We start from the raw sequence: 19,518 nt of genomic DNA, 5'->3' as shown, positions 1-19,518 counted from the left end.
GACGCCTAATGGCGTGGTGGTGGTGCGTCCGGTACGGCCATGCCACGGCGCAACAGCATTTGGACGTGCTTTCGGACCATGTGCGTAAACGCGGATGGTCCGATTGCAAAGTCTATGTGGAGTCGCCACCGGTGCTATGGGTCTTCCCTAAGGGAGAAGAAGGCGCCGCAGTGCGCGTTACCGCTCAACGGGTGGACCGCCGATGGTGCTACGAGATGTCGGTGTCGTCCCTTTGCACGAGCGGAACGGTCGAGGGGCTGCTCGATGAGGTGCTGCGGGGGGCCTGCCGGGGCGAAGGCCGGTTCCCTCGGTGAGAGGGAACCGGCCGGGGTGAGTCCGTCGGTAGGCGGGTCAGTCGGTGAAGATGCCGCCGGTGGCGTTGACGAAGGTGCCGGTGATCGCGGCGGCGCCGTCGGAGGCCAGAAACGCGGCGGTGTCGGCGATCTGGGCGAGGGTGGGGGAGCGGCGGAGCAGGCGCATCTCGTCCAGGCGGGTCAGCAGGGCCTGGAAGGCGGCGTCGTCCATGGCCGGGCCGAACTGGGAGAGCTTCTCCGGCGACAGGGTCTCCGGGAGGCCCGCCGTCCAGATGCCGACGACGCGGACCCCCGCCGGACCGCACTCCTGCGCGAGGTTGCGGACGAGCGCGTCGGTCGCGGCGTCCGCCGGGCCGGTCCCGCCCATCATCGGGCTGCCCTTCGCGGAGCCGCTGTCCAGCGTGAGGACGACGCCGGAGCCGCGCTCGGACATGTGCCGGGCGGCGGTCCGGGCGGTGATGAAGTTCGTGGTGATCCCGGTCGTGATCGGGCTCACGAAGTCGTCCACGGCCATCTGCGTGAGCGGCATGCCCTGCACGTCGCCGCGCGTGACGAGGTTGAAGGAGACGTCGATGCCGCCCGCGTCGGCGACGTGCCGGGCGTGCTCCTCGACGGCCTTCTCGTCCAGCGCGTCGAGGACGGCCACCTCGGCGCGGCCGCCGGCGGCCGCGATGTCGGCGGCGACGGCGTCGAGGGACGCGCGGGTCCGGCCGGCGAGGAAGACGGTGGCGCCCTGCCGGGCGAAGGTCCGCGCGACCGCGCCGCCGATCGAGCCGCCGGCGCCGTAGATGATCGCGTTCTTGTTCTCCAGCAGCATGTCCGTGTTCCGTTCTCGTGTCGTTGTGGGACGTCTATGGAGACGCACGGGCCCGGAGAACTAATCGGTCAGCGTCAGCGGCAGCCCGAACGCGGGGAACAGGTGCGGCTCGAACGAGGTGATCTCGGCGATCAGGCCGTCCTCGACCCGCAGCACGTCCATGACCTGCGCGCGGTAGACGCGGGTGCCGGGCCGCTGCACGTAGCCGCCGAGGGCGAGCTGCCCGTTCGCGCGGGCCGGAAGGTGCCGCCACCGGCCGATGTACGCGGGCGAGGACGGGTCGAAGGTCTGCGAGAGCATGCCGATGATCGCGTCGCGGCCGCCGAACCAGAGCGGGTTCGGGGGCATGGTGATGCGGACGTCCTCGCGCAGCATGGCGGTCATCGCGGCCATGTCGCCGTCGACGGCGGCCTTCATGTAGCGCTCGATGAGGGCGCGTTCGGCCTTCGACGGGTCGGTGCCGCGCGCCCACGCGTCCCGCCGTTCGGGGAGGCGCTCGCGCAGGGCGGGCCGGGCCCGTTGCAGGGCGCTGTTCACCGAGGCCACGGTCAGGCCGAGGGCCTCGGCGGTGTCGGCGGCCGGCCAGCCGAGCACGTCCCGCATGATCAGGACGGCGCGCTGCTTCGGCGGCAGGTGCTGCACGGCGGCGAGGAACACCAGCTCCAGCGTCTCCGCCGTCTCCGCCGCCGTCTCCGGGTCGTCCGGGAACGGCTGCAGCCAGGGCAGGAACGGAGGCGCGGTCACGTCGTTCGACGGCGGGACGGGGGACGGAACGTACCGCTGCGGGCGGCGCTCGTTGCGGCGCAGGAAGTCCAGGCACGCGTTCGTGGCGATCGTGTAGAGCCAGGTGCGGAGGCTGGAGCGCCCCTCGAACCCGTCGCGGTTCCGCCACGCCTTGAGGAGCGTCTCCTGGACGAGGTCCTCGGAGTCGTCGTAGGAGCCGACCATCCGGTAGCAGTGGACCTGCAGCTCGCGGCGGTGCGGCTCGACCAGCCCGGCGAAGTCGAGCTCGTCGCCGTCCCGGAGCGGATTCGTCACGGCGTCCGGCGTGACGGAATCCGCGGCGACCGGCGCGGCGGATCCCGTCACGGGGGCGGCGGAATCCGTCACGGGGTCCGGTGTGACGGAATCCGCGCGGACCGGTGCGCCGGACCGGGTCGCGTCGGCCGCCACGCGCGCGATGCCGCGCAGCCGCCCGACCGACGACGACAGGGCCCGCACCTCGGCGTAGAACGGCTCCGGGCGTTCCGGCGCCAGGCTCTTCACGCGCCGCTCGATATCGGAGATCAGGTCGTGGACGGCATCGCCGCCGCCGGTCCGCCGCGTCCGGTACGCCTTCTGGCGGCAGGCGGCCGAGCAGTACACCGACGCCCGGCCCCGCCGCCCGTCCGGGCGCGGCAGCGCCTTCCCGCACACCCGGCACGCGCTTTCCGTCATGCGCCCAGAGCCTAGGGCAAGGACCCGCCCGGCACCGGAGCGTTCCTGGTCCGGTGCACCAGGAGCAGGGCGACGTCGTCCTCGGCGGGCTCGCGGCCGATGAGCGCCGACATCACCGCGGCGGCGACCCGCTCGGGCGGGCCCGCCTGGACGGCCCGGCACAGCCGCGCGACGCCGTTGTCGACCGAGTCGTCCCGCCGCTCGACCAGCCCGTCGGTGTAGAAGCACATCAGCGCCCCGGGAGGAAGCTCCACCACCTTGGTGGTGCGTGGCGTATCGCCCAGGCCGATCAGGAGGTCGAACTTCATGTCGACGGCCTCCGCCGGACGGCCCGGCAGGGCGAGGACCGGGGGAGGGTGGCCGGCCGACGACACCCGGACCCGCTCCAGCGAGGGATCGCACACCGCGTAGAGCACGGTCGCCGTCGCGTCGGGCTCGAAATGCATCATCTTGCGGTTGAGCTTGCCCAGGACCTCGGCGGGGTCGGTCGACTCGAGCGCGTACGAGCGCAGCGCGCTGCGCATCCGGCCCATCACGACCGCGGAGGGCAGCCCGTGGCCCGCCACGTCCCCCATGACGATGCCGAGCTCGCCGGACGGGAGCTCGAAGACGTCGTACCAGTCGCCGCCGACGCTCTCCCTGCCGGGACGGTAGCGGGCGGCCATCTCGATGCCGGGGATCTCCGGAAGACCGGACGGTATGAGGCTGCGTTGCAGTTCCATGGCGCCGGCGCGTTCGGACCGGCTCATCAGCGACTGCACCGTCAGGGCGATGCGCGCGGCCGCGAGCTGCAGGAACTCGGTCTCGTCCGCGGTGAACAGGCGCGGTGCCAGGGTTCCGACGTGCATGACGCCGACCAGCTTTCCGCCGCCGATGAGGGGGACGCCGAGCAGCGAGGTCAGGCCGCGCTGGACCAGCAGCGGGTTGAAGATCGTCGCGGTGGGCACGTCGGCGATGTAGACCGGCCGCCGCTCGGCGGCGACGCGTCCGGCGAAGCCCTCGCCCACCGGGACGTGCACGCCCTGGGTGACCTCCTCCTCGATGCCCTTCGCCACCGTCGCCTCGAGGAACCGCTCGCCCCGGTCCAGGAGCAGGACGACCGCGGTGTCCACGTCCAGGATCTCGCGGACGCGGGCGAGCAGGGTGTCGAGGAACTCCTCGACGCCCATGTGGGCGAACGCCTCGTCGGTGATCGCCTGGATGTTCTCGAGCTTGCGCGCGAGGCTCGCCAGGGCGTCTGCCGGTCTCTCCATCTCGGTCATCGTATGCGTGATATCTGGCGCTTTACCGGAATTGTCGGCAGGCTGGGGGATCTCATTGCCTTCCGGGCGCACGTCCGTTCTCCGAGGTCCTCAGCCTAGACACCGGCGGACACCGGCGGCGATCTCGAGGTCCTCGCGGGCCGTCACGACCAGCACGCGGACGGTGGAACCGCCGGCAGTGACGTCGGCGTCGCCGCGGGCCTCCTCGTTGCGGGCGGGGTCGACGGAGACGCCGAGGAAGGCGAGATCCTCGGCCAGCCGGTGCCGGACGAAGGGGTCGTGCTCGCCGACGCCGCCGGTGAAGACGAGCGCGTCCAGCCCGCCGAGGGTGGCGGCCATCGCGGCGGCGCAGGCGCGCAGGCGGTGGTGGTAGACGTCGAGGGCGGCCAGCGCGACGGCGTCGCGGGCCTCGGCGCGCTCGCGGATCTCCCGCATGTCGCCCGTCCCGGTGAGGCCGCGCAGCCCGGACCGGCCCTCCATCGCCTCGTTGATCTCGGACGCCTCGACGCCGTGCTTGATCAGCCACAGCGGGATGCCCGGGTCGACGCTGCCGGCGCGGGACGCCATGACGAGCCCTTCGAGCGGGGTGAAGCCCATCGTGGTGTCGACGGAGCGGCCGTCGGCGACGGCCGCGAGGGACGCCCCGGACCCCAGGTGGCAGATCACCGTCCGGGTCGGCAGCGTGCCGAGCATCTCGCGCGTCCGCCGGACGGCGTAGGAGTACGAGAGCCCGTGGAAGCCGTAGCGGCGCAGCCCGAACCGCTCGCGCCATTCGGCGGGCAGCGCGTAGGTGGCGGCGGCGTCCGGCAGGGTGGCGTGGAACGCGGTGTCGAAGCAGGCGACGGCGGGCACGCCGGGCAACGCGCCGGTGATCTCCGACAGCGCGTGCAGCGACGCGGGCTGGTGCAGCGGCGCGAGGTCGGCGAGCGCCTCCAGGCGTTCGGTGACCCGCGCGTCGACGACGACGGGCTCGGTGAAGTCGGTGCCGCCGTGCACGAACCGGACGCCGACCGCGTCCGGCGCCGGCATGTCCGCGACCATCGGGGCGACCTCGTGGCGGGCGCCCGCGTTCTCGGTGACGACGGTGCCGTCCGGGTCGATCATGCTCAGCTTCAGGCTGCTCGACCCCGGATTCACGGTCAGGATGCGCATCGCGGCCCCTCAGTGCGGCTTCGTCAGGGTTCGGCTTCAGTAAGGCCAGGTCCAGTCTCGGACCTCGGGCGCGTCCTCGCCGTGCTCGCGCGTGTAGGCGCGCAGGGCGAGGCGCTGGTCGGCCATGCGCTGCCGGATGTGGGCGACGCGGCCGCCGAGGGACGGGACGCGGTCGATGACGTCCATGACCAGGTGGAAGCGGTCCAGGTCGTTGAGCATCACCATGTCGAAGGGCGTGGTCGTGGTGCCCTCCTCCTTGTAGCCGCGGACGTGCAGGTGGCCGTGGCCGTGGCGGCGGTAGGCGAGCCGGTGGATCAGGTACGGGTAGCCGTGGAACGCGAAGATGACCGGCTTGTCGGTGGTGAAGAGCGCGTCGTACTCGCGGTCCGGCAGCCCGTGCGGGTGCTCGGTGTCGGGCTCCAGCCGCATCAGGTCGACGACGTTCACGACCCGGACGCGCAGGTCCGGGAAGAGCTGCCGCAGGATGTCGACGGCGGCGAGCGTCTCCAGCGTCGGGATGTCGCCCGCGCACGCCATGACGACGTCGGGGTCCGCCCCGCCGTCGGTGGACGCCCACTCCCAGATGCCGATGCCGCGCGTGCAGTGCGCGATCGCCTCGTCCATCGGCAGCCAGTCCAGCGCGGGCTGCTTCCCGGCGACGATCACGTTGACGTAGTCGCGGGACCGCAGGCAGTGGTCGGCGACCGACAGCAGCGTGTTGGCGTCCGGCGGCAGGTACACCCGGACGATCTCGGGCTTCTTGTTCATGACGACGTCGAGGAAGCCGGGGTCCTGGTGGGTGAAGCCGTTGTGGTCCTGCCGCCACACGTGCGACGACAGCAGGTAGTTCAGCGACGCGATCGGCCGCCGCCACGGCAGCCGCCGCGTCACCTTCAGCCACTTCGCGTGCTGGTTGAACATCGAGTCGACGATGTGGACGAACGCCTCGTAGCTGTTGAACAGGCCGTGCCGCCCGGTCAGCAGGTAGCCCTCCAGCCAGCCCTGGCACAGGTGCTCGCTGAGCACCTCCATGACCCGGCCGTGCGGCGCCTGGTGCTCGTCCGTCGGCAGCCGCTCGCCCTCGAACACCCGGTCGGTGGCCTCGAAGACGTCGCCGAGCCGGTTGGACGCCGTCTCGTCCGCGCCCATGATCCGGAAGTTGGCCGGGTTGCGCTCCACCACGTCCCGCAGGAACGCCCCGAGCACGCGGGTGGCCTCGGACGTCGCCGTCCCGGGGCGGTCGACCTTGACGGCGTGGTCGCGGAAGTCGGGCAGCTTCAGCGGGCGCAGCAGGAGCCCGCCGTTGGCGTGCGGGTTCGCGCTCATCCGGCGCTCGCCCTCGGGCGCCAGGTCGGTGATGGCGGGGAACGGGCGCCCCTCCTCGTCGAACAGCTCCTCGGGACGGTAGGAGCGCAGCCACTCCTCGAGCTGCACGAGGTGCTCAGGGTTGTCGCAGACGCCGGTCAGCGGCACCTGGTGGGAGCGCCAGGTGTTCTCGACCGGCAGGCCGTCGACCACCTTCGGCCCGGTCCAGCCCTTCGGCGACCGCAGGATGATCATCGGCCAGCGGCGCCGTTCGGTGTCGCCGCCCTCGCGGGCGGACCGCTGGATCTCGGCGATCTCGTCGAGCGCGCGCTCCAGCGCGACGGCCATCTTGCGGTGCATCGGCTCCGGCTCGTCGCCGCTGACGATGATCGGCCGGTGCCCGTAGCCGTCCATGAGCTGGACGAGCTCCTCCTCGGAGATCCGCGCCAGCACCGACGGGTTCGCGATCTTGTAGCCGTTGAGGTGCAGGATCGGCAGGACGGCACCGTCGCGCACCGGGTCGACGAACTTGGTGGAGTGCCACGACGCCGCGAGCGGCCCGGTCTCCGCCTCGCCGTCGCCGACGATGCACGCCACGACGAGGTCCGGGTTGTCGAACGCGGCGCCGTACGCGTGCGCCAGCGAGTAGCCCAGCTCGCCGCCCTCGTGGATCGACCCCGGCGTCTCCGGCGCGACGTGGCTCGGGATGCCGCCGGGGAACGAGAACTGCCGGAACAGCCGCTCCATGCCGGGACCGTCCCGCGACACGTCCGGGTACACCTCGCTGTAGGTGCCCTCCAGCCACGCGTTCGCGACCGCCGCCGGCCCGCCGTGCCCCGGACCCATGATGTAGATCATGTCGAGGTCGCGGGCCTTGATGGCCCGGTTCAGGTGCGCGTAGCAGAAGTTCAGGCCGGGCGAGGTGCCCCAGTGGCCGAGCAGGCGCGGCTTGATGTGGCGGCGCCGCAGCGGCTCGCGCAGCAGGGGGTTGCTCAGGAGATAGATCTGCCCTACCGAAAGGTAATTCGCGGCTCTCCAGTACGCGTCGATCCGCCGGACCTCGTCGTCGGACAGGGGAGTGGACGCGGTGACGGCCTCGGTCATGGCGCGGTGGTCCCTTCGGTGGTCGGCGTACGCCCGGGAAGGATCACGTCCCCGCAATCTCTCCCGTCAACCCCGCGCACGGGAACCCCGGGACGCCCCCGGATCCGCTCGCGGGGCCGTGCTCAGCGGACGCGGGGGAGGGTGAAGGGGCAGGGGCCGTCGCCGCGCAGGCCACCGCCCGGACCGGCCTCGATGAGCTGCGCCTCGCCGAAGTCCTCGTCGTCCGCCGCCGTCCGGACGAGGTGCCCGCGGCCGGGCAGGTCGCGCGCCCAGGCGTCCGGCGCGCCGGCCTGGAGGTCGAGCCGGATCGGGGTGTTGCCCTGCGGCGCCTCGAACGGGCCGAGCCCGCCGGCGAGGCGCCAGCGGGGCGCGGCGAGCGCCTCCTCCGGCGGCGCGCCGCGCAGCAGCCGCACGAGGATCTGCAGGCCGACCTGCGGCTGGAGCCCGCCGCCGGTGCAGCCGAGGACCGCCCGGAACGTGCCATCGGACCGCGTCGCGACGACCGGGACGAGCGTGTGCGGCGGGCGGCGCCGCGGCCCGTACTCGGCGGGCGAGCCGGGCGCCAGCGTGAACTCGGCGCCCCGGTTGTGAAGGTTGATGCCGGTTCCGGGCTCGAACAGGAGCGAGCCGAGGCCGGTGCCGTTCGACTGCTGGAGCGCGATGGACATGCCCCGGTCGTCCACGACGCAGACGCAGGCGGCGTCGCCGGACGGGAACGTTCCGCGCCGCCGCCAGTGCCGGGCCGGGTCGATCGCGGCGCGGAGCGCGGCGATGCGGTCCGGGCAGAGGAGCGCCTCCGCGTCCTGCCGCCCCTGCTCCCGCTCGGGGTCGTCGGAGGCGGCCAGCACCGACTCGGCGAGCAGGTGCGCCCAGCCGGGGTCGGCGGGGTCCGGCAGGTCGAGGCCCGCGGCGACCGCGAGCGCGGCGAGCAGCACGTGGCCCGGCGAGTTCGGCGGGGGCGTCCACACGTCGTGCCCGAACGCGCGGACGCCGAGCGGCCGCGTCCACTCCGCGCAGGGCTCGGCGAGGTCGGACGGCGCGTAGAGCCCGCGTCCCGCCCGGAGCAGGCCGTCGCCGAACTCGCCCTGGTAGAAGCCCGCGCGTCCCTCGGCGACGACGGCCCGCAGCGCGCGGGCGATCCCCGGGCGCCGCACCTGCTCGCCGGGACGGGACGGCCACGCGAGCCCGTCGCCGCCCGGCGCGTCCCGGCAGGCCGCGACGAGGCCCGGCGAGGCGGTGAACCCCCGCTCGGCGTGCAGCACCGCCGACTTCAGCACCTCCGCGAGCGGCATCCGGCCGTGCCGGGCGTGCAGCGCGAGCCAGCCGTCCACGCAGCCGGGGACGGTCACCGACCGCAGGTCGTGCCGGACCGGCATCCGGCGGCGGCCCTCCGCGCGCAGCGCCGCCGCGTCGGCGCCCGACCCGGCCCGGCCGGAGGCGTTCAGCGCGGCGGGCGGGCCCGGCCGGTCGTGGACCAGCGCGAACAGGTCGCCGCCCGGCCCGCAGCGGTGCGGCGCGACCACCGCCAGCACCGCGTTCGCCGCCACCGCCGCGTCGGCCGCCGACCCGCCGGCCCGCAGGATCGCGAGGCCCGCCGAGGACGCGCGGTGGTCGGCGGTGCAGATCATCGCCCGGTCGGCGGTACCGGTGATCTCCTGCTGATCCACCGGCGCGTTCACACTTTGACGGTAGTTGCCGGAGCGGCGGGCCGAAAGGCCCAGATGGCGGGCATTGTCAGCGGATCTGACAGGGTGCCCCGGGCGCAGTGAGGGCGGCGGGCCTCGGGGGAGGCCACGGCGGCGGGTGCGCGCCTGAAGACCGCGCCGCCGTGGCCCCGTCCCCCCACCCGGCTGTGGAAGGCACCGGTTACAGGGGCGGCGGCCGCCGCGGGCCTCCGCCCCGCCCCCCAGCGAACCGGCGGGAACGCCTCCACAAGGTGCGAAGAAGCTTGCCGCGTACCCGCGCGTAGGTTCACGGCTCCGCCGGTCCCGTCGACGAGCGGACGGTTTCCTGCGATGAGCGGTCCGTGGGCTCGGCCCAAGGACCGCCGGACGGGGCCCGCGTGATCGGTGAGGTGAGCCGTACCGAACCGGTGCGCCATGCTAGGCAGACCTTCGGGCCACGGTTCAGGGAGGCGGCATGACCGGATTCTTCGCCGGACGGACGCTCGACGGCGTGCGCGGCGACCTGCGGTCGGGCGCCGCGACGGCCGCCGGCCTGCTCGACCGCGTCCTGGAGTCGATCGACCCGACCCTCAACGCGTTCGTCACCGTGGACGCGGAGGGCGCGGCGGCCGCCGCCCGCGCCGCGGACGAGGAGCTCGCCGCCGGGCGCGACCGCGGCCCGCTGCACGGCGTCCCCGTCGCGGTCAAGGACATCATCGACGTCGCGGGGCTGCCGACCGGGATGGGCTCGGCGCACTTCGACGGGTACGTCGCCGACCGCGACGCGGCCTGCGTCGCGCGCCTCCGCGCGGCGGGCGCGGTGATCGTGGGCAAGACCACCACGCACGAGTTCGCCTACGGCGCGAGCGGCGACACCGCCGTCAACGGCCCGTCCCGCAACCCGCACGACCCGTCCCGGATCTCCGGCGGGTCCAGCGGCGGCAGCGCGGTCGCGGTCGCCGCGGGCATGGTCCCGCTCGCCCTCGGCACCGACACGGGCGGGTCGGTCCGGATCCCCGCGGCGTTCTGCGGCGTCGCCGGGTTCAAGCCCGCCTACGGCGCGGTCCCGACCGAGGGGGTCTTCCCGCTGTCGGTCTCGTTCGACCACGTCGGCGTGCTCGCCGCCACGGCCGCCGACTGCCGGACGGCCTACCGGGTGCTGACGGGGCAGCCCGAGGACGTCCCGGCCCGGCACGAGGGGCTCCGGGTTGCGTGGGTCGAGGGCGCCCCGGTCGCGGACGAGGTGGCGGAGGTCGTGCGCGGGCTGCTCCCGGACGCGCCCGCCGAACGCGTCGAGCTGCGGGAACTGCGCCGCGTCTTCGCCGCGATCCAGGACAGCGAGGCGTACGAGGTGCACGCCGAACGCGTCGCGGACGCGCCCGAGCTGTACCAGCCGGCCACCCTCGACCGCTTGCGCCGCGCCGGTGAGACGCCCGGCTGGCGGTACGTCCGGGCGTCGCGCGAGCGGGCGCGGTTCATGGAGGAGGCCGCCGGGCTGCTGCGCCGCCACGACGTGCTCGCGCTGCCGACCGTCCCGATCACGGCGCCGGAGATCGGGCGGGCGGAGTGCGCGCTGGGCCGGGTGCAGCCGGTGCTGCTGAGCCTGACGTGCCCGTGGAACGTCCTCGGGCTGCCCGCGCTGAGCGTCCCCGCCGGGACGGCCGGCGGGCTCCCCGTCGGACTGCAGCTGGTCACGAGCCCGGGCCGGGAGGACCTGCTGTTCGCCCTCGCCGGACGCCTCGCGCCGTGATCAGCCGTCCGTGAGGTGGTCGGCGAGCACCTCGGTCACCAGCGCCGCCGGAAGGGACGTGCGGGCCGCTAGGCGGACGACCTGGCGGGCGGCCCCGGACGGACGGGCCGCGATCGGCCCGCAGGCGGCGCGGAGCGCGGCGAGCCGCTGCTCGGGGGTGGCGAGCGAGCCGCCCGCGCGGGCCGCCGCCGCGTCCACGACCGCGTCCATCAGCGGGACCGCCGCGCGCAGCGCCTGGAGGAGGGCGTCGCGGCCCTGCCCGGCCAGCACGCCCGCGGGGTCCTCGCCGCCGGGGAGCGCGGCGAGGTCGAGCGGTCCGGCGACCCGGCTCAGGACGTCCCACGCGCGGACGGCGGCCGACCGGCCCGCCGGGTCGTCGTCCAGCGCGATCAGGACGCCGGTGGCGCCGAGGTCGGCGGTGCCCGCGAGGGCCGCCAGGTGGGCGGGGGTGAGGGACAGTCCACAGGTGGCGACCGGCGCGAACTCCGGCGCCCGCGCCGTCTCGACCGCGATCGCGTCGAGCGGGCCCTCGACGAGGACGGGCCGCGCGCCCGCCGCCAGCCGCTCCCGGACCTCGTGCAGGCCGTAGAGCAGCTCGCCCTTGTGGAAGAAGCCGGTGTCGGGTCCGTTGAGGTACTTCGGGCCCTCCCCGCCGTCGCGGCGGCGGCCGAGGAACCCGGCGATCGTGCCGTCCGGCCTGCGGATCGGGAACATCGCGCGGTCGCGGAACATGGCGTGCGGCCGTCCCGACGCGCCGTGGCGCGCCAGCCCCGACGCGACGATCGCCTCGTCGGCGTGCCCGAGCGAGCGCAGATGGTCGACGAGGGCGTGCGGGGAGTCCGGCGCGTAGCCGATCTGGCGGCGCCGCTGCACGCCCGGCGAGAACCCGCGCCCGTCCAGGTAGGCGGGCACCCAGCTCGCCTGGAGACGGGCGCGGAAGAACCGGTGCGCCTCGGGGAGGACCCCGCCGGACGGGTCGCGGACGCGGTCGTGGACGCGGCGGGCCGTCCGCAGGATCCGGTCGCCCGCCTCCGCGCCCGCCCAGAACGCGTTCACCGGGAACACCGGCGGTTCCGGTTCGAGTCCGAGCCACGACAGGACGAGGTACGCGACGGAATCGGCCTCCACCCGCGGCAGGCCCCGGCTCAGCTCGCCCGCCAGCCGCTGGACGAGCCCGTCGGGCGGCGCGGGCGGTGCGGGCGGCCCGGCGGGAGCCGCAGGCAGGGGCAGGCCCGTCGTCTGCGCGATGTCGAAGACGGCGTAGGGGCGGCCCGTCCGCGACAGCACGCGGATGCCCGTCTCGCCCCGGCCGACCTGGCGTCCGGCGGCACGCCAGTCCTCGTACGAGCGGACGTCGGTCGCCGCGCGCCACTGGGCGCCGATCAGCAGCGTGTTGACGTAGCCGTGGCGGCGGCCGTGCAGGACGGCCCGGTCGAGCCACCACGTCCACGGCCGCGTCCCGTCGCGCAGCAGCGCCGTCTCGTGGGCGGCCATGTCGCGCAGCAGCGCGGCCAGGCGTCGCCGGTCGTCCTCCCAGGGGGTGGCGGTCACGGGTCCCTCGCCTTCGGTCGTGCCGGCGGGGAAGCCGCCTGAGTCATACCCAGGACGCCCCGGGTACAGGCGTCACGGCCGCAGGCGTCCCGGGTACGGGCGTCACAGGTACAGGCCGAAGAACTCCTCCGGGTGGTCCAGCAGCGGCGGCAGGTCGTCGGCGGTGAGGGTGACCAGGTCCTTCTTCGCGGGCGGCTTCACCGGGCCGCCGTCGCCGCCGGCGCCGACGGCCGCGGACGCGATCCGGTCGGCCTGGTTGGCGACGGCGACGTCCAGCAGGTTGCGCATCAGCCGGCCGTTGCCGAACGACGGGCCGCGCGGCGCGGTCCGCAGCATCGAGCGCAGCGTCTCCTCGGTGCCGGGCGCGAGCCGGAACCCGTCGGCCTCCGCGAGCTGCCCGAACACCGTGATCAGCTCGTCGTCGCTGTAGTCGGGGAAGTGGATCTGCTTGGGGAAGCGGGAGTCCAGGCCGGGGTTGGCGGCAAGGAACTCGGCCATCTCCTGCTGGTAGCCGGCGACGATCACCACGAGGTCGTCGCGGTGGTCCTCCATCAGCTTGACCAGCTCGGCGATGGCCTCGTGGCCGTAGTCGCCCTTCAGCGGCGACTGGGTGAGCGTGTACGCCTCGTCGATGAACAGCACGCCGCCGATCGCGCGCTCGACGAGCCGGCGGGTGCGCGGCGCGGTCTGGCCGATGTACTCGCCGACCAGGTGCGCGCGGGACGCCTCGACCAGGTGCCCGGACGACAGCACGCCGAGCTTCTTGTAGATGCGGCCGAGCAGCCGCGCCACCATCGTCTTGCCGGTGCCGGGGTTGCCGGTGAACACCATGTGCCGCGTCGGCGGCGTGATCCGCAGGCCGGACTCGCTGCGCAGCCGCGCCGCGTGCGTGCCCGCGACCAGCAGCGCGATCTCGTGCTTGACGGTGTCGAGCCCGGTGAGGTCGCGCAGCTCGTGCAGCGGGTTCCCGGCGGACTGGGCGGTGTCGAGGGCGGCCGGGATGTCGCCCTTGCGCACCACGATCTCCGCTCCGCCCTCCGTCCGCCGCCGGACCGCCGCGACGACCTGGTCGGCGAGGTACGGGGCCAGCCGCGCGTTGCGCAGCGACTGCATCGGCGGCGTCGCCGCCAGCAGCTCGCCCGCCGCCTCGACGGCCTGCCGGGTGGCGCGCGCGCCGAGCCGGTCCAGCGCCCGGCGGAACAGCTCGGCGTGGCCCTGCGCGGTGAACGGCTTCGTCCGCGCGATCCGGAACCGGCCCGGCAGCACCGGGTTGACGTCGCGGATCCGCTCGTCGCCGTCCGCGTCGCACAGCACGACGAGGTTCAGGTCGGCGTGGATCGCCAGCAGCCGGTGCAGCTCGTCGGCGATGGCCTCGCCGTTGCCGGGGTCGGCGACGATGCCGTCCAGCCCGTCGATGATCAGCAGCCGGTCGCCGGCGCAGTCGCGGGTGTCGGCGTGCAGCTTGGCGACCGCGTCCGAGAGCCGCTGCCCGGCGTACAGGTTGTCGGTGACCCACAGCGGGTCGCGGCCGAGCGCGAGCGCCTTGCCGAGCTCCTGCGCCGCGTCCCGCTTGCCGGTGCCGTCCGGGCCCGCGATCAGCAGCCGGACGGGCTCCTTGCCGCGCGACAGCTCCTCCAGCGCGGCGGTCAGCTCGGGCTGCCCGACCAGCGTGCTGGCCAGCTCGGCGCGCGTCCCGGCGGCCGTCGCGCCCGCTCCGCCGCCCTCGCCCTCCTCGCCGGCGGCGGGCGCCTTGAGGGTCTCGGTGAGCGGGTTGACGACGCGGCGGCGCGGCGCGTACAGGCGGCGCAGGTCGGTCTGGAACTGGCCGACCGGGATCCACTCGGCCTTGGGGAACCACGGGTCGCCCGGCAGGCCCTGGACGATCGCGACGAACCGCATCGCCATGTCGAGCCAGGCGCGGCACGCGTCGGCGGCGCCCGCGACCAGCGCCCGGACGAGCCAGGCGCGGGTGCGCTGCTGCCAGGCGTCGGCCTTGAAGCCGCGGCGCTCGGCCGGGAAGCGCTGCTGGAGGTCGTGGTAGCGGTCCTCGCCGAGGGCCGCGGCCAGTTCCGCCGGGATGTGCTCCATGCTGCCCTGCAGCAGCAGCTGGATCAGGTGCGACTCGGGGGACTCGTCGCGCGGCGCGACCTCCGCGAGGATCCCGTACGCGGCGAGGAGCCCCTCGCACACCCAGTCGAGGTACCCGACGGGGCCGAGCAGCTCCGGGACGGCGGCGACGATGTCGTCGCCGGCGTGCGCGTGCCAGTGCTCGCGCAGCTCCATCTTGGGCAGGTTCACGTCGCACTCGGGCGGGTCGGCGTAGAGCCGCAGCAGCGCCTTGCGGCGCTCCTCCAGCGGCTCGATGCCCTCCAGCACGCCCAGGCACTCGCGGGCCAGCTCGATCGCGAGCTCCCGGTCGGGCGCCTCGATCAGCCAGTCCACCGGCGGGCGCCACCGGCCGCCCGGCGCGTCCCAGCGGGTCATCCGGGTGCTGAGCGTGCCGGGGTTGGCGAGGTGCCGGTGCAGCAGCCGCTCCGGCAGCTGCGACCACGAGCCCGCCTTGATCGCGCCGCCACCGGGCAGGAACGCCAGGATGCCGAAGATCTCCGCGGTGACCAGCGAGGCGGGCAGCGTCAGCAGCTTGTGCTCGTCGGTGGTGAGGTCGGCGGCGCGGGGGTCGTTCGCCAGCGCGTCGATCCGCGCCGAGATCTCCTCGAACAGCCCGTCGGGGACGCGCCACGGACCGTGCGCGTAGACGTCGAGCACCGGCTCGTCGGTGAGCAGTAGCTCCAGATGCTCCGGCAGCCGCAACGCGTTCCTCCAAGAGAGATCAAAGCAGGGGTACAGCCTACGTTTACGAAAGGAGTGCTGGTTTAGCGGTCGGCCGGATCATCGGTATTGGGTCGGCCACGTTCGGTCACCGGCCGGAAGCGGTCCGGTGCCGCCCGCGCGGACCAGCGCGGATCGCCGGAGATGAGGGGGTGAGGGCGTGCCGGAGCGCGTCGCGGAACTGGCCGCACGGCTGCGCGCGATCGACTGGGCGTACGAGGGTGACGAGCTTCACAGGCGCTCCCGCATCGCCCTCATGCGCGAGCACCTGCACCGCGGCGAACGCTGGGCGCGGCACCTCGGGTTCCGGGGTTCCGGGCCGTTCCTGACACTGCCTGACCTGATCGCCCCCGGCGTCCGGGCGGACCTGGTCGTCGTCCGGGGCGTCCTCGACACCGTGCCCGGCCTCGACCTGTCGCCGACGTCCCGGGCCTGCGCGGCCGCGCTGCACTTCGCCGCCCTCCATGACGCGGAGGTGCCGCTGCCCGCGCTGCCCGACCCCTACGAGCCGCTGGTGCTGCTCTTCGAGCGCGGCGGCGGGTTCGGGATCGACTGCTCCGGCGTGTTCATCGAGCTCGGGTCCGTCGCCGTGCCGCGCGGCCGCCGCGAAGGCAGGCTCAGGAACGCGTCCCTCGCCCCGATGGACCACACCGCCCTGGACGACCTCGACATGCTGGACGACCGCTGACCCGGTGGTCAGGGGCGGCGGAGCGACTCCACGGCCAGCCGCGCCGCCGTGCCGATCACCGCGTCCGCCTGCGGCAGCACCGCGATCGGCAGCAGCGACCGGGTGAACACCGCGACCGCGTACCGGCCGCCGTCCGGGTACTCCACGACGCCGACCTCGTTGCGGACGGTCAGCAGCGTCCCCGTCTTCCCGCTGACCAGCACGTCGTCGTACGGGAAGCCGGACGACAGCCGGTGCGGCCACACCTGCAGCCCGAACAGCCGGCGCATCGCCGCGCACCCGTCCGGCGGCGCCGCCTCGTCCCGCCAGATCGCGGCGAGCAGCCGGGTCATGTCGCGGGGCGTGCTGCGGCTCGTCCGGGCCGGGTCGAGGGCGCGCAGCCGGGCCGCCATGCCGGGCTCGTCCAGCCGCGCCCACACCTCGGGGAACCCGGACGCGCCCGCGTCGGCGAGCAGGTCCTCGAACAGCCGCCGGCCGCCGCCCGTCACCACGGTCTCGCGCAGGCCCAGCCCGGCGGCGGCGGCGTTGACCGCGTCCAGCCCGACCCGGTCCAGCAGGGCGTCCGCCGCCGCGTTGTCGCTCACCGTGATCATCAGGCAGGCGAGGTCGCGCAGCGACATCCGCACGTCGTCCAGCAGCGCCGACACCCCGGTCGGGCCGGACGTGCGGTCCCCGGCGGGCAGAGTGACCTGCTCGGTCGGGTCGAGCAGCCCCTCGGCGGCGCGGCGGTGGAAGGCGACCAGCAGCGGCACCTTGAACACCGACGCCAGCACCACCGGATCGTCGGCGCGGACCGCGACCTCCCGGCCGGTGTCGATGTCGGCCGCGTGCAGGAAGCCGGTGACGCCCGCCGCGCGGAACGCGTCCCCGATCCGTACGGCGGTGTCCCCGGCCACCGCGTCCCGCGTGCCGGTCATGCCAGGAACCCGGAGGACGGGCGGGACACGACGCGGCGCGGCGGCGCGGCGTCCAGCGGCGCCATACCGGCCTCGCGGCGCAGCACCGCGGTCGCGACGGCGGTGAAGTCGGCGATGGCGCGCTCGTGCTCGGCGTCGCGGGTGCGCCGCCACGCGCACGACGTCCGCCACACCAGCGGCTCGCCGACCACCGGACGCCACGTCACTCCGGCGGAGTCGTCGGTGCGCGGGACGAGCGCCACGGCCGTCCCGGCGAGGACCAGTCCGAGCGCGAACTGCGGGTGCCGCGCCTCGTGCACGGCGGGCGGCGCGTACCCGTGCCGGCGGCACGCGGCCAGCGCCTCGTCGTAGGCGCCCGGCGCCTCCTCGCGGGGGAAGACGACCAGGTCGCGGCCGGCGAGGTCGGCGAGGTGCACCTCCGGGGACGCGGCGAGCCCGGCGCCCTCCGGCAGCAGCACGCCGACCGGCTGCCCCAGCATCGGGCCGAGCCCGAGGCCGCGCGAGTCGCACGGGTGCCGGACGATCCCGGCGTCCAGCGCGCCCTCCGCCAGCGCGCGGACCTGCTCGGCGGTGCCCGTCTCGCGCAGGTCGAGGCGCAGGTCCGGGCGGCGGTCCCGGAACGCGGCGATCAGCGCGGCGACGATCGGGCCGCCGAGGTCGCTCGGCAGCCCGGCGCGCACGGTGCCGACCTCGCCGAGCCGGGCCCGTTCGGCGACGGAGTAGACGCGGTCCACGCGGGTGAGGATGTCACGGGCCTCGTCCAGCAGGAGCCGCCCGGGCGCGGTCAGCTCCACCCGCCGGCTGGACCGGTCGAACAGCCGCACCCCGAGTTCGCGCTCCAGCCGCTGGATCCGCTGGCTCAGCGGCGGCTGGGCCATGCCGAGCCGCTCCGCCGCGCGCCCGAAGTGCAGTTCCTCGGCCACCGCGACGAAGCAGGCGAGATGGCCGACGATGTTCACGAGCAGGGACCATATCAGAATCCATATCGCTGCCACTCGGATATCAATCTTGGACATCTGGACGATGACCTGGTGTTCTTGGGCGTCCAACGACCGAAAGGACATGAGATGCGCCGATCCCGCGTGGTCGCCGTCGCCGCCGTGGTGGCCGCGGCCGTGCTCGTGGGGGCGGGAGCGGTGTGGTTCCTGCGGGACGGGGAGTCCCCGGAGGACGCCGCGAAGCGCTACGCGGCGGCCTGGAGCCGCGGCGACTACGCCGCGATGCTCGCGCTCACCGCCGATCCGCCCGCCGACTTCACCGCCCGGCTGACCGCCATGCACGACGCCCTCGGCGTCACCGCGCAGCGCTACACGGTCGCCTCCGTCGGGAAGCCGAAGGGCGACACCGCCGGCGGCTCGTACACCGCCGAGCTGACGCTCGCGGGCGCCCGCACCTGGAGCTACGAGGGCGCGATGCCGCTCACCAAGAGCGGCGGCAAGTGGCGGGTCGCCTGGTCGCCCGACGTCATCTACCCGGGGCTGAAGGAGGGGCAGCGGCTGAGCGCCTCCCGCGCCTGGCCCGCCCGCGCCGACATCACGGCGGCCAATGGCAGCAGCCTCTCCGGGTCGCCGTCCGGGTCCGTCCAGCAGCTGGCCGGGCCGGTCGGCCCCGCGTCCGCCGAGGCCGCGGCCAAGCTCGGCGCCCCGTACCGCAAGGGCGACACCGTCGGCGCCGACGGGCTGCAGAAGCAGTACGAGAAGCGGCTCGCGGGCACGCCCGCCCTCGCCGTCCGGATCGTCGACGCGGCCGGCAGGCCGGTGAAGACGCTGAAGCGGTTCGGCGGCGCGGACGGCACGCCGCTGCGCACCACGATCGACCCGAAGGTGCAGGCCGCGGCCGGCAAGGCGCTCGGCTCCGCCGCCAAGCCCGCGTCGCTGGTCGCGCTCCGGCCGTCCACCGGCGAGATCCTCGCCGTCGCGAACAAGCCCGGCGGCTACAACCGGGCGCTGATGGGCCGCTACCCGCCCGGCTCCACCTTCAAGGTGGTCACCGCCGCCGCGCTCGTCGCGGGCGGGATGTCGCCGTCCACCAAGGTGCCCTGCCCGGCCACCACGACGGTCGGCGGCCGCTCCTTCCACAACTACCAGCACGAGGACTTCGGGACCGTCGCGCTCCGCGAGGCGTTCGCGCACTCCTGCAACACCACCTTCGCGCGGCTCGCCGTGGACAAGCTGGGGGAGAAGCGGGTCGCGCAGGTCGCCGCGCAGTTCGGGTTCAACGCCCCGGTCGTCGCCGGGCTGCCCGCCGTCCGCGCCTCGTTCCCGGACAACAAGGACGACACCGCGTTCGCGGCGGCCTCGTTCGGGCAGGGCGAGGTGCTGACCAGCCCGCTGAACATGGCCGCGGTCGCCGGCGCGGCGGCGAGCGGCGTGTGGCGCTCGCCCCGGCTCGTCGACGCGTCGCTGGTCTCCAAGGCGGTGGACGCGGGCGGCCGCAAGGCCGAGCCGCCGCACCGGCTGGAGCCCGCGGTGAAGTCGGCGCTGCACTCGCTGATGCCGGCCGTCGTCAGCGAGGGCACCGCGTCGGGGGTGAACTTCCCGTCCGGCACGGCCGGGAAGACCGGGACGGCGGAGTACGGGTCGGGCGCGAACCCGCCGACCCACGCCTGGTTCATCGGCTACCGCGGCGACCTGTCCTTCGCGGTCATCGTCGAAGGAGGCGGCACCGGCGCCGAGGCCGCCGCCCCGATCGCCGCCGACTTCCTCAACTCCCTCTGACCGAACCCCGG

General features: G+C 74.7%; 13 protein-coding genes. 3 read left to right on the top strand and 10 right to left on the bottom strand.

Annotation, left to right across the window (positions count from 1 at the left end; translation table 11 throughout):
* Positions 1–351: 351 nt before the first annotated feature.
* From amrb99_RS09035 to amrb99_RS09010, 6 genes are all read right to left on the bottom strand, one after another.
* The gene (locus tag amrb99_RS09035) at positions 352–1,131 is read right to left on the bottom strand and encodes an SDR family oxidoreductase (RefSeq protein WP_190854619.1); all 780 of its coding nucleotides are present in this window, start codon (positions 1,129–1,131) and stop codon (positions 352–354) included.
* A gap of 60 nt (positions 1,132–1,191) precedes the next feature.
* Positions 1,192–2,568: a sigma-70 family RNA polymerase sigma factor gene (locus tag amrb99_RS09030; RefSeq protein WP_190854617.1), complete on the bottom strand. Its 1,377-nt coding sequence runs from the start codon at positions 2,566–2,568 to the stop codon at positions 1,192–1,194.
* Positions 2,569–2,579: 11 nt separating this feature from the next.
* A complete protein-coding gene (locus amrb99_RS09025) occupies positions 2,580–3,821 on the bottom strand; it encodes a GAF domain-containing SpoIIE family protein phosphatase (RefSeq protein WP_190854614.1) in 1,242 nt (413 codons plus the stop codon).
* 99 nt (positions 3,822–3,920) lie between these two features.
* Entirely contained in the window at positions 3,921–4,982 is a 1,062-nt protein-coding gene (locus amrb99_RS09020; protein ID WP_190854612.1) for an acetate/propionate family kinase, read from the bottom strand.
* Between the two features lie 36 nt (positions 4,983–5,018).
* On the bottom strand, positions 5,019–7,391 hold the full coding sequence (locus amrb99_RS09015) for a phosphoketolase family protein (RefSeq protein ID WP_190854610.1): 2,373 nt from the start codon (positions 7,389–7,391) through the stop codon (positions 5,019–5,021).
* A gap of 122 nt (positions 7,392–7,513) precedes the next feature.
* On the bottom strand, positions 7,514–9,070 hold the full coding sequence (locus tag amrb99_RS09010; protein WP_347256607.1) for a gamma-glutamyltransferase: 1,557 nt from the start codon (positions 9,068–9,070) through the stop codon (positions 7,514–7,516).
* Positions 9,071–9,530: 460 nt separating this feature from the next.
* On the opposite strand from amrb99_RS09010, the gene amrb99_RS09005 reads away from it, so the two are divergent.
* Positions 9,531–10,805, top strand: a complete 1,275-nt coding sequence (locus amrb99_RS09005) for an amidase (RefSeq protein ID WP_190854608.1) — start codon at positions 9,531–9,533, stop codon at positions 10,803–10,805.
* Here amrb99_RS09005 and amrb99_RS09000 read toward each other — a convergent pair whose 3' ends face one another.
* The gene (locus amrb99_RS09000) at positions 10,806–12,356 is read right to left on the bottom strand and encodes a toprim domain-containing protein (RefSeq protein ID WP_190854604.1); all 1,551 of its coding nucleotides are present in this window, start codon (positions 12,354–12,356) and stop codon (positions 10,806–10,808) included. It abuts the gene before it with no gap.
* Positions 12,357–12,458: 102 nt separating this feature from the next.
* Complete coding sequence (locus amrb99_RS08995; RefSeq protein ID WP_190854601.1) at positions 12,459–15,167, bottom strand: AAA family ATPase; 2,709 nt, start codon at positions 15,165–15,167, stop codon at positions 12,459–12,461.
* A 178-nt stretch (positions 15,168–15,345) separates the two neighbouring features.
* On the opposite strand from amrb99_RS08995, the gene amrb99_RS08990 reads away from it, so the two are divergent.
* A complete protein-coding gene (locus amrb99_RS08990) occupies positions 15,346–15,873 on the top strand; it encodes a hypothetical protein (RefSeq protein WP_190854598.1) in 528 nt (175 codons plus the stop codon).
* 8 nt (positions 15,874–15,881) lie between these two features.
* Here amrb99_RS08990 and amrb99_RS08985 read toward each other — a convergent pair whose 3' ends face one another.
* Complete coding sequence (locus tag amrb99_RS08985; RefSeq protein WP_190854596.1) at positions 15,882–16,790, bottom strand: serine hydrolase; 909 nt, start codon at positions 16,788–16,790, stop codon at positions 15,882–15,884.
* A complete protein-coding gene (locus amrb99_RS08980) occupies positions 16,787–17,749 on the bottom strand; it encodes a LysR substrate-binding domain-containing protein (RefSeq protein ID WP_190854594.1) in 963 nt (320 codons plus the stop codon). Before amrb99_RS08980 ends, amrb99_RS08985 begins: the two co-directional genes overlap by 4 nt.
* Positions 17,750–17,857: 108 nt before the next feature.
* On the opposite strand from amrb99_RS08980, the gene amrb99_RS08975 reads away from it, so the two are divergent.
* Positions 17,858–19,507, top strand: coding sequence for a penicillin-binding transpeptidase domain-containing protein (locus amrb99_RS08975; RefSeq protein ID WP_190854592.1), 1,650 nt, complete (start codon positions 17,858–17,860; stop codon positions 19,505–19,507).
* The last annotated feature ends 11 nt before the right edge of the window (positions 19,508–19,518 follow it).

Source organism: Actinomadura sp. RB99 (assembly GCF_014706005.1).
Taxonomy (GTDB): domain Bacteria; phylum Actinomycetota; class Actinomycetes; order Streptosporangiales; family Streptosporangiaceae; genus Spirillospora.
The sequence above is the reverse complement of the archived record's forward strand: the minus strand, read 5'-3'. Positions and strand labels throughout refer to the sequence as shown.

Bases quoted from the DNA above. Each gene is read 5' to 3' on its own strand.
- amrb99_RS09035 (WP_190854619.1), bottom strand. From the start codon at position 1,131: ATGCTGCTGGAGAACAAGAACGCGATCATCTACGGCGCCGGCGGCTCG.
- amrb99_RS09030 (WP_190854617.1), bottom strand. From the start codon at position 2,568: ATGACGGAAAGCGCGTGCCGGGTGTGCGGGAAGGCGCTGCCGCGCCCG.
- amrb99_RS09025 (WP_190854614.1), bottom strand. From the start codon at position 3,821: ATGGAGAGACCGGCAGACGCCCTGGCGAGCCTCGCGCGCAAGCTCGAG.
- amrb99_RS09020 (WP_190854612.1), bottom strand. From the start codon at position 4,982: ATGCGCATCCTGACCGTGAATCCGGGGTCGAGCAGCCTGAAGCTGAGC.
- amrb99_RS09015 (WP_190854610.1), bottom strand. From the start codon at position 7,391: ATGACCGAGGCCGTCACCGCGTCCACTCCCCTGTCCGACGACGAGGTC.
- amrb99_RS09005 (WP_190854608.1), top strand. From the start codon at position 9,531: ATGACCGGATTCTTCGCCGGACGGACGCTCGACGGCGTGCGCGGCGAC.
- amrb99_RS08985 (WP_190854596.1), bottom strand. From the start codon at position 16,790: ATGACCGGCACGCGGGACGCGGTGGCCGGGGACACCGCCGTACGGATC.
- amrb99_RS08975 (WP_190854592.1), top strand. From the start codon at position 17,858: ATGCGCCGATCCCGCGTGGTCGCCGTCGCCGCCGTGGTGGCCGCGGCC.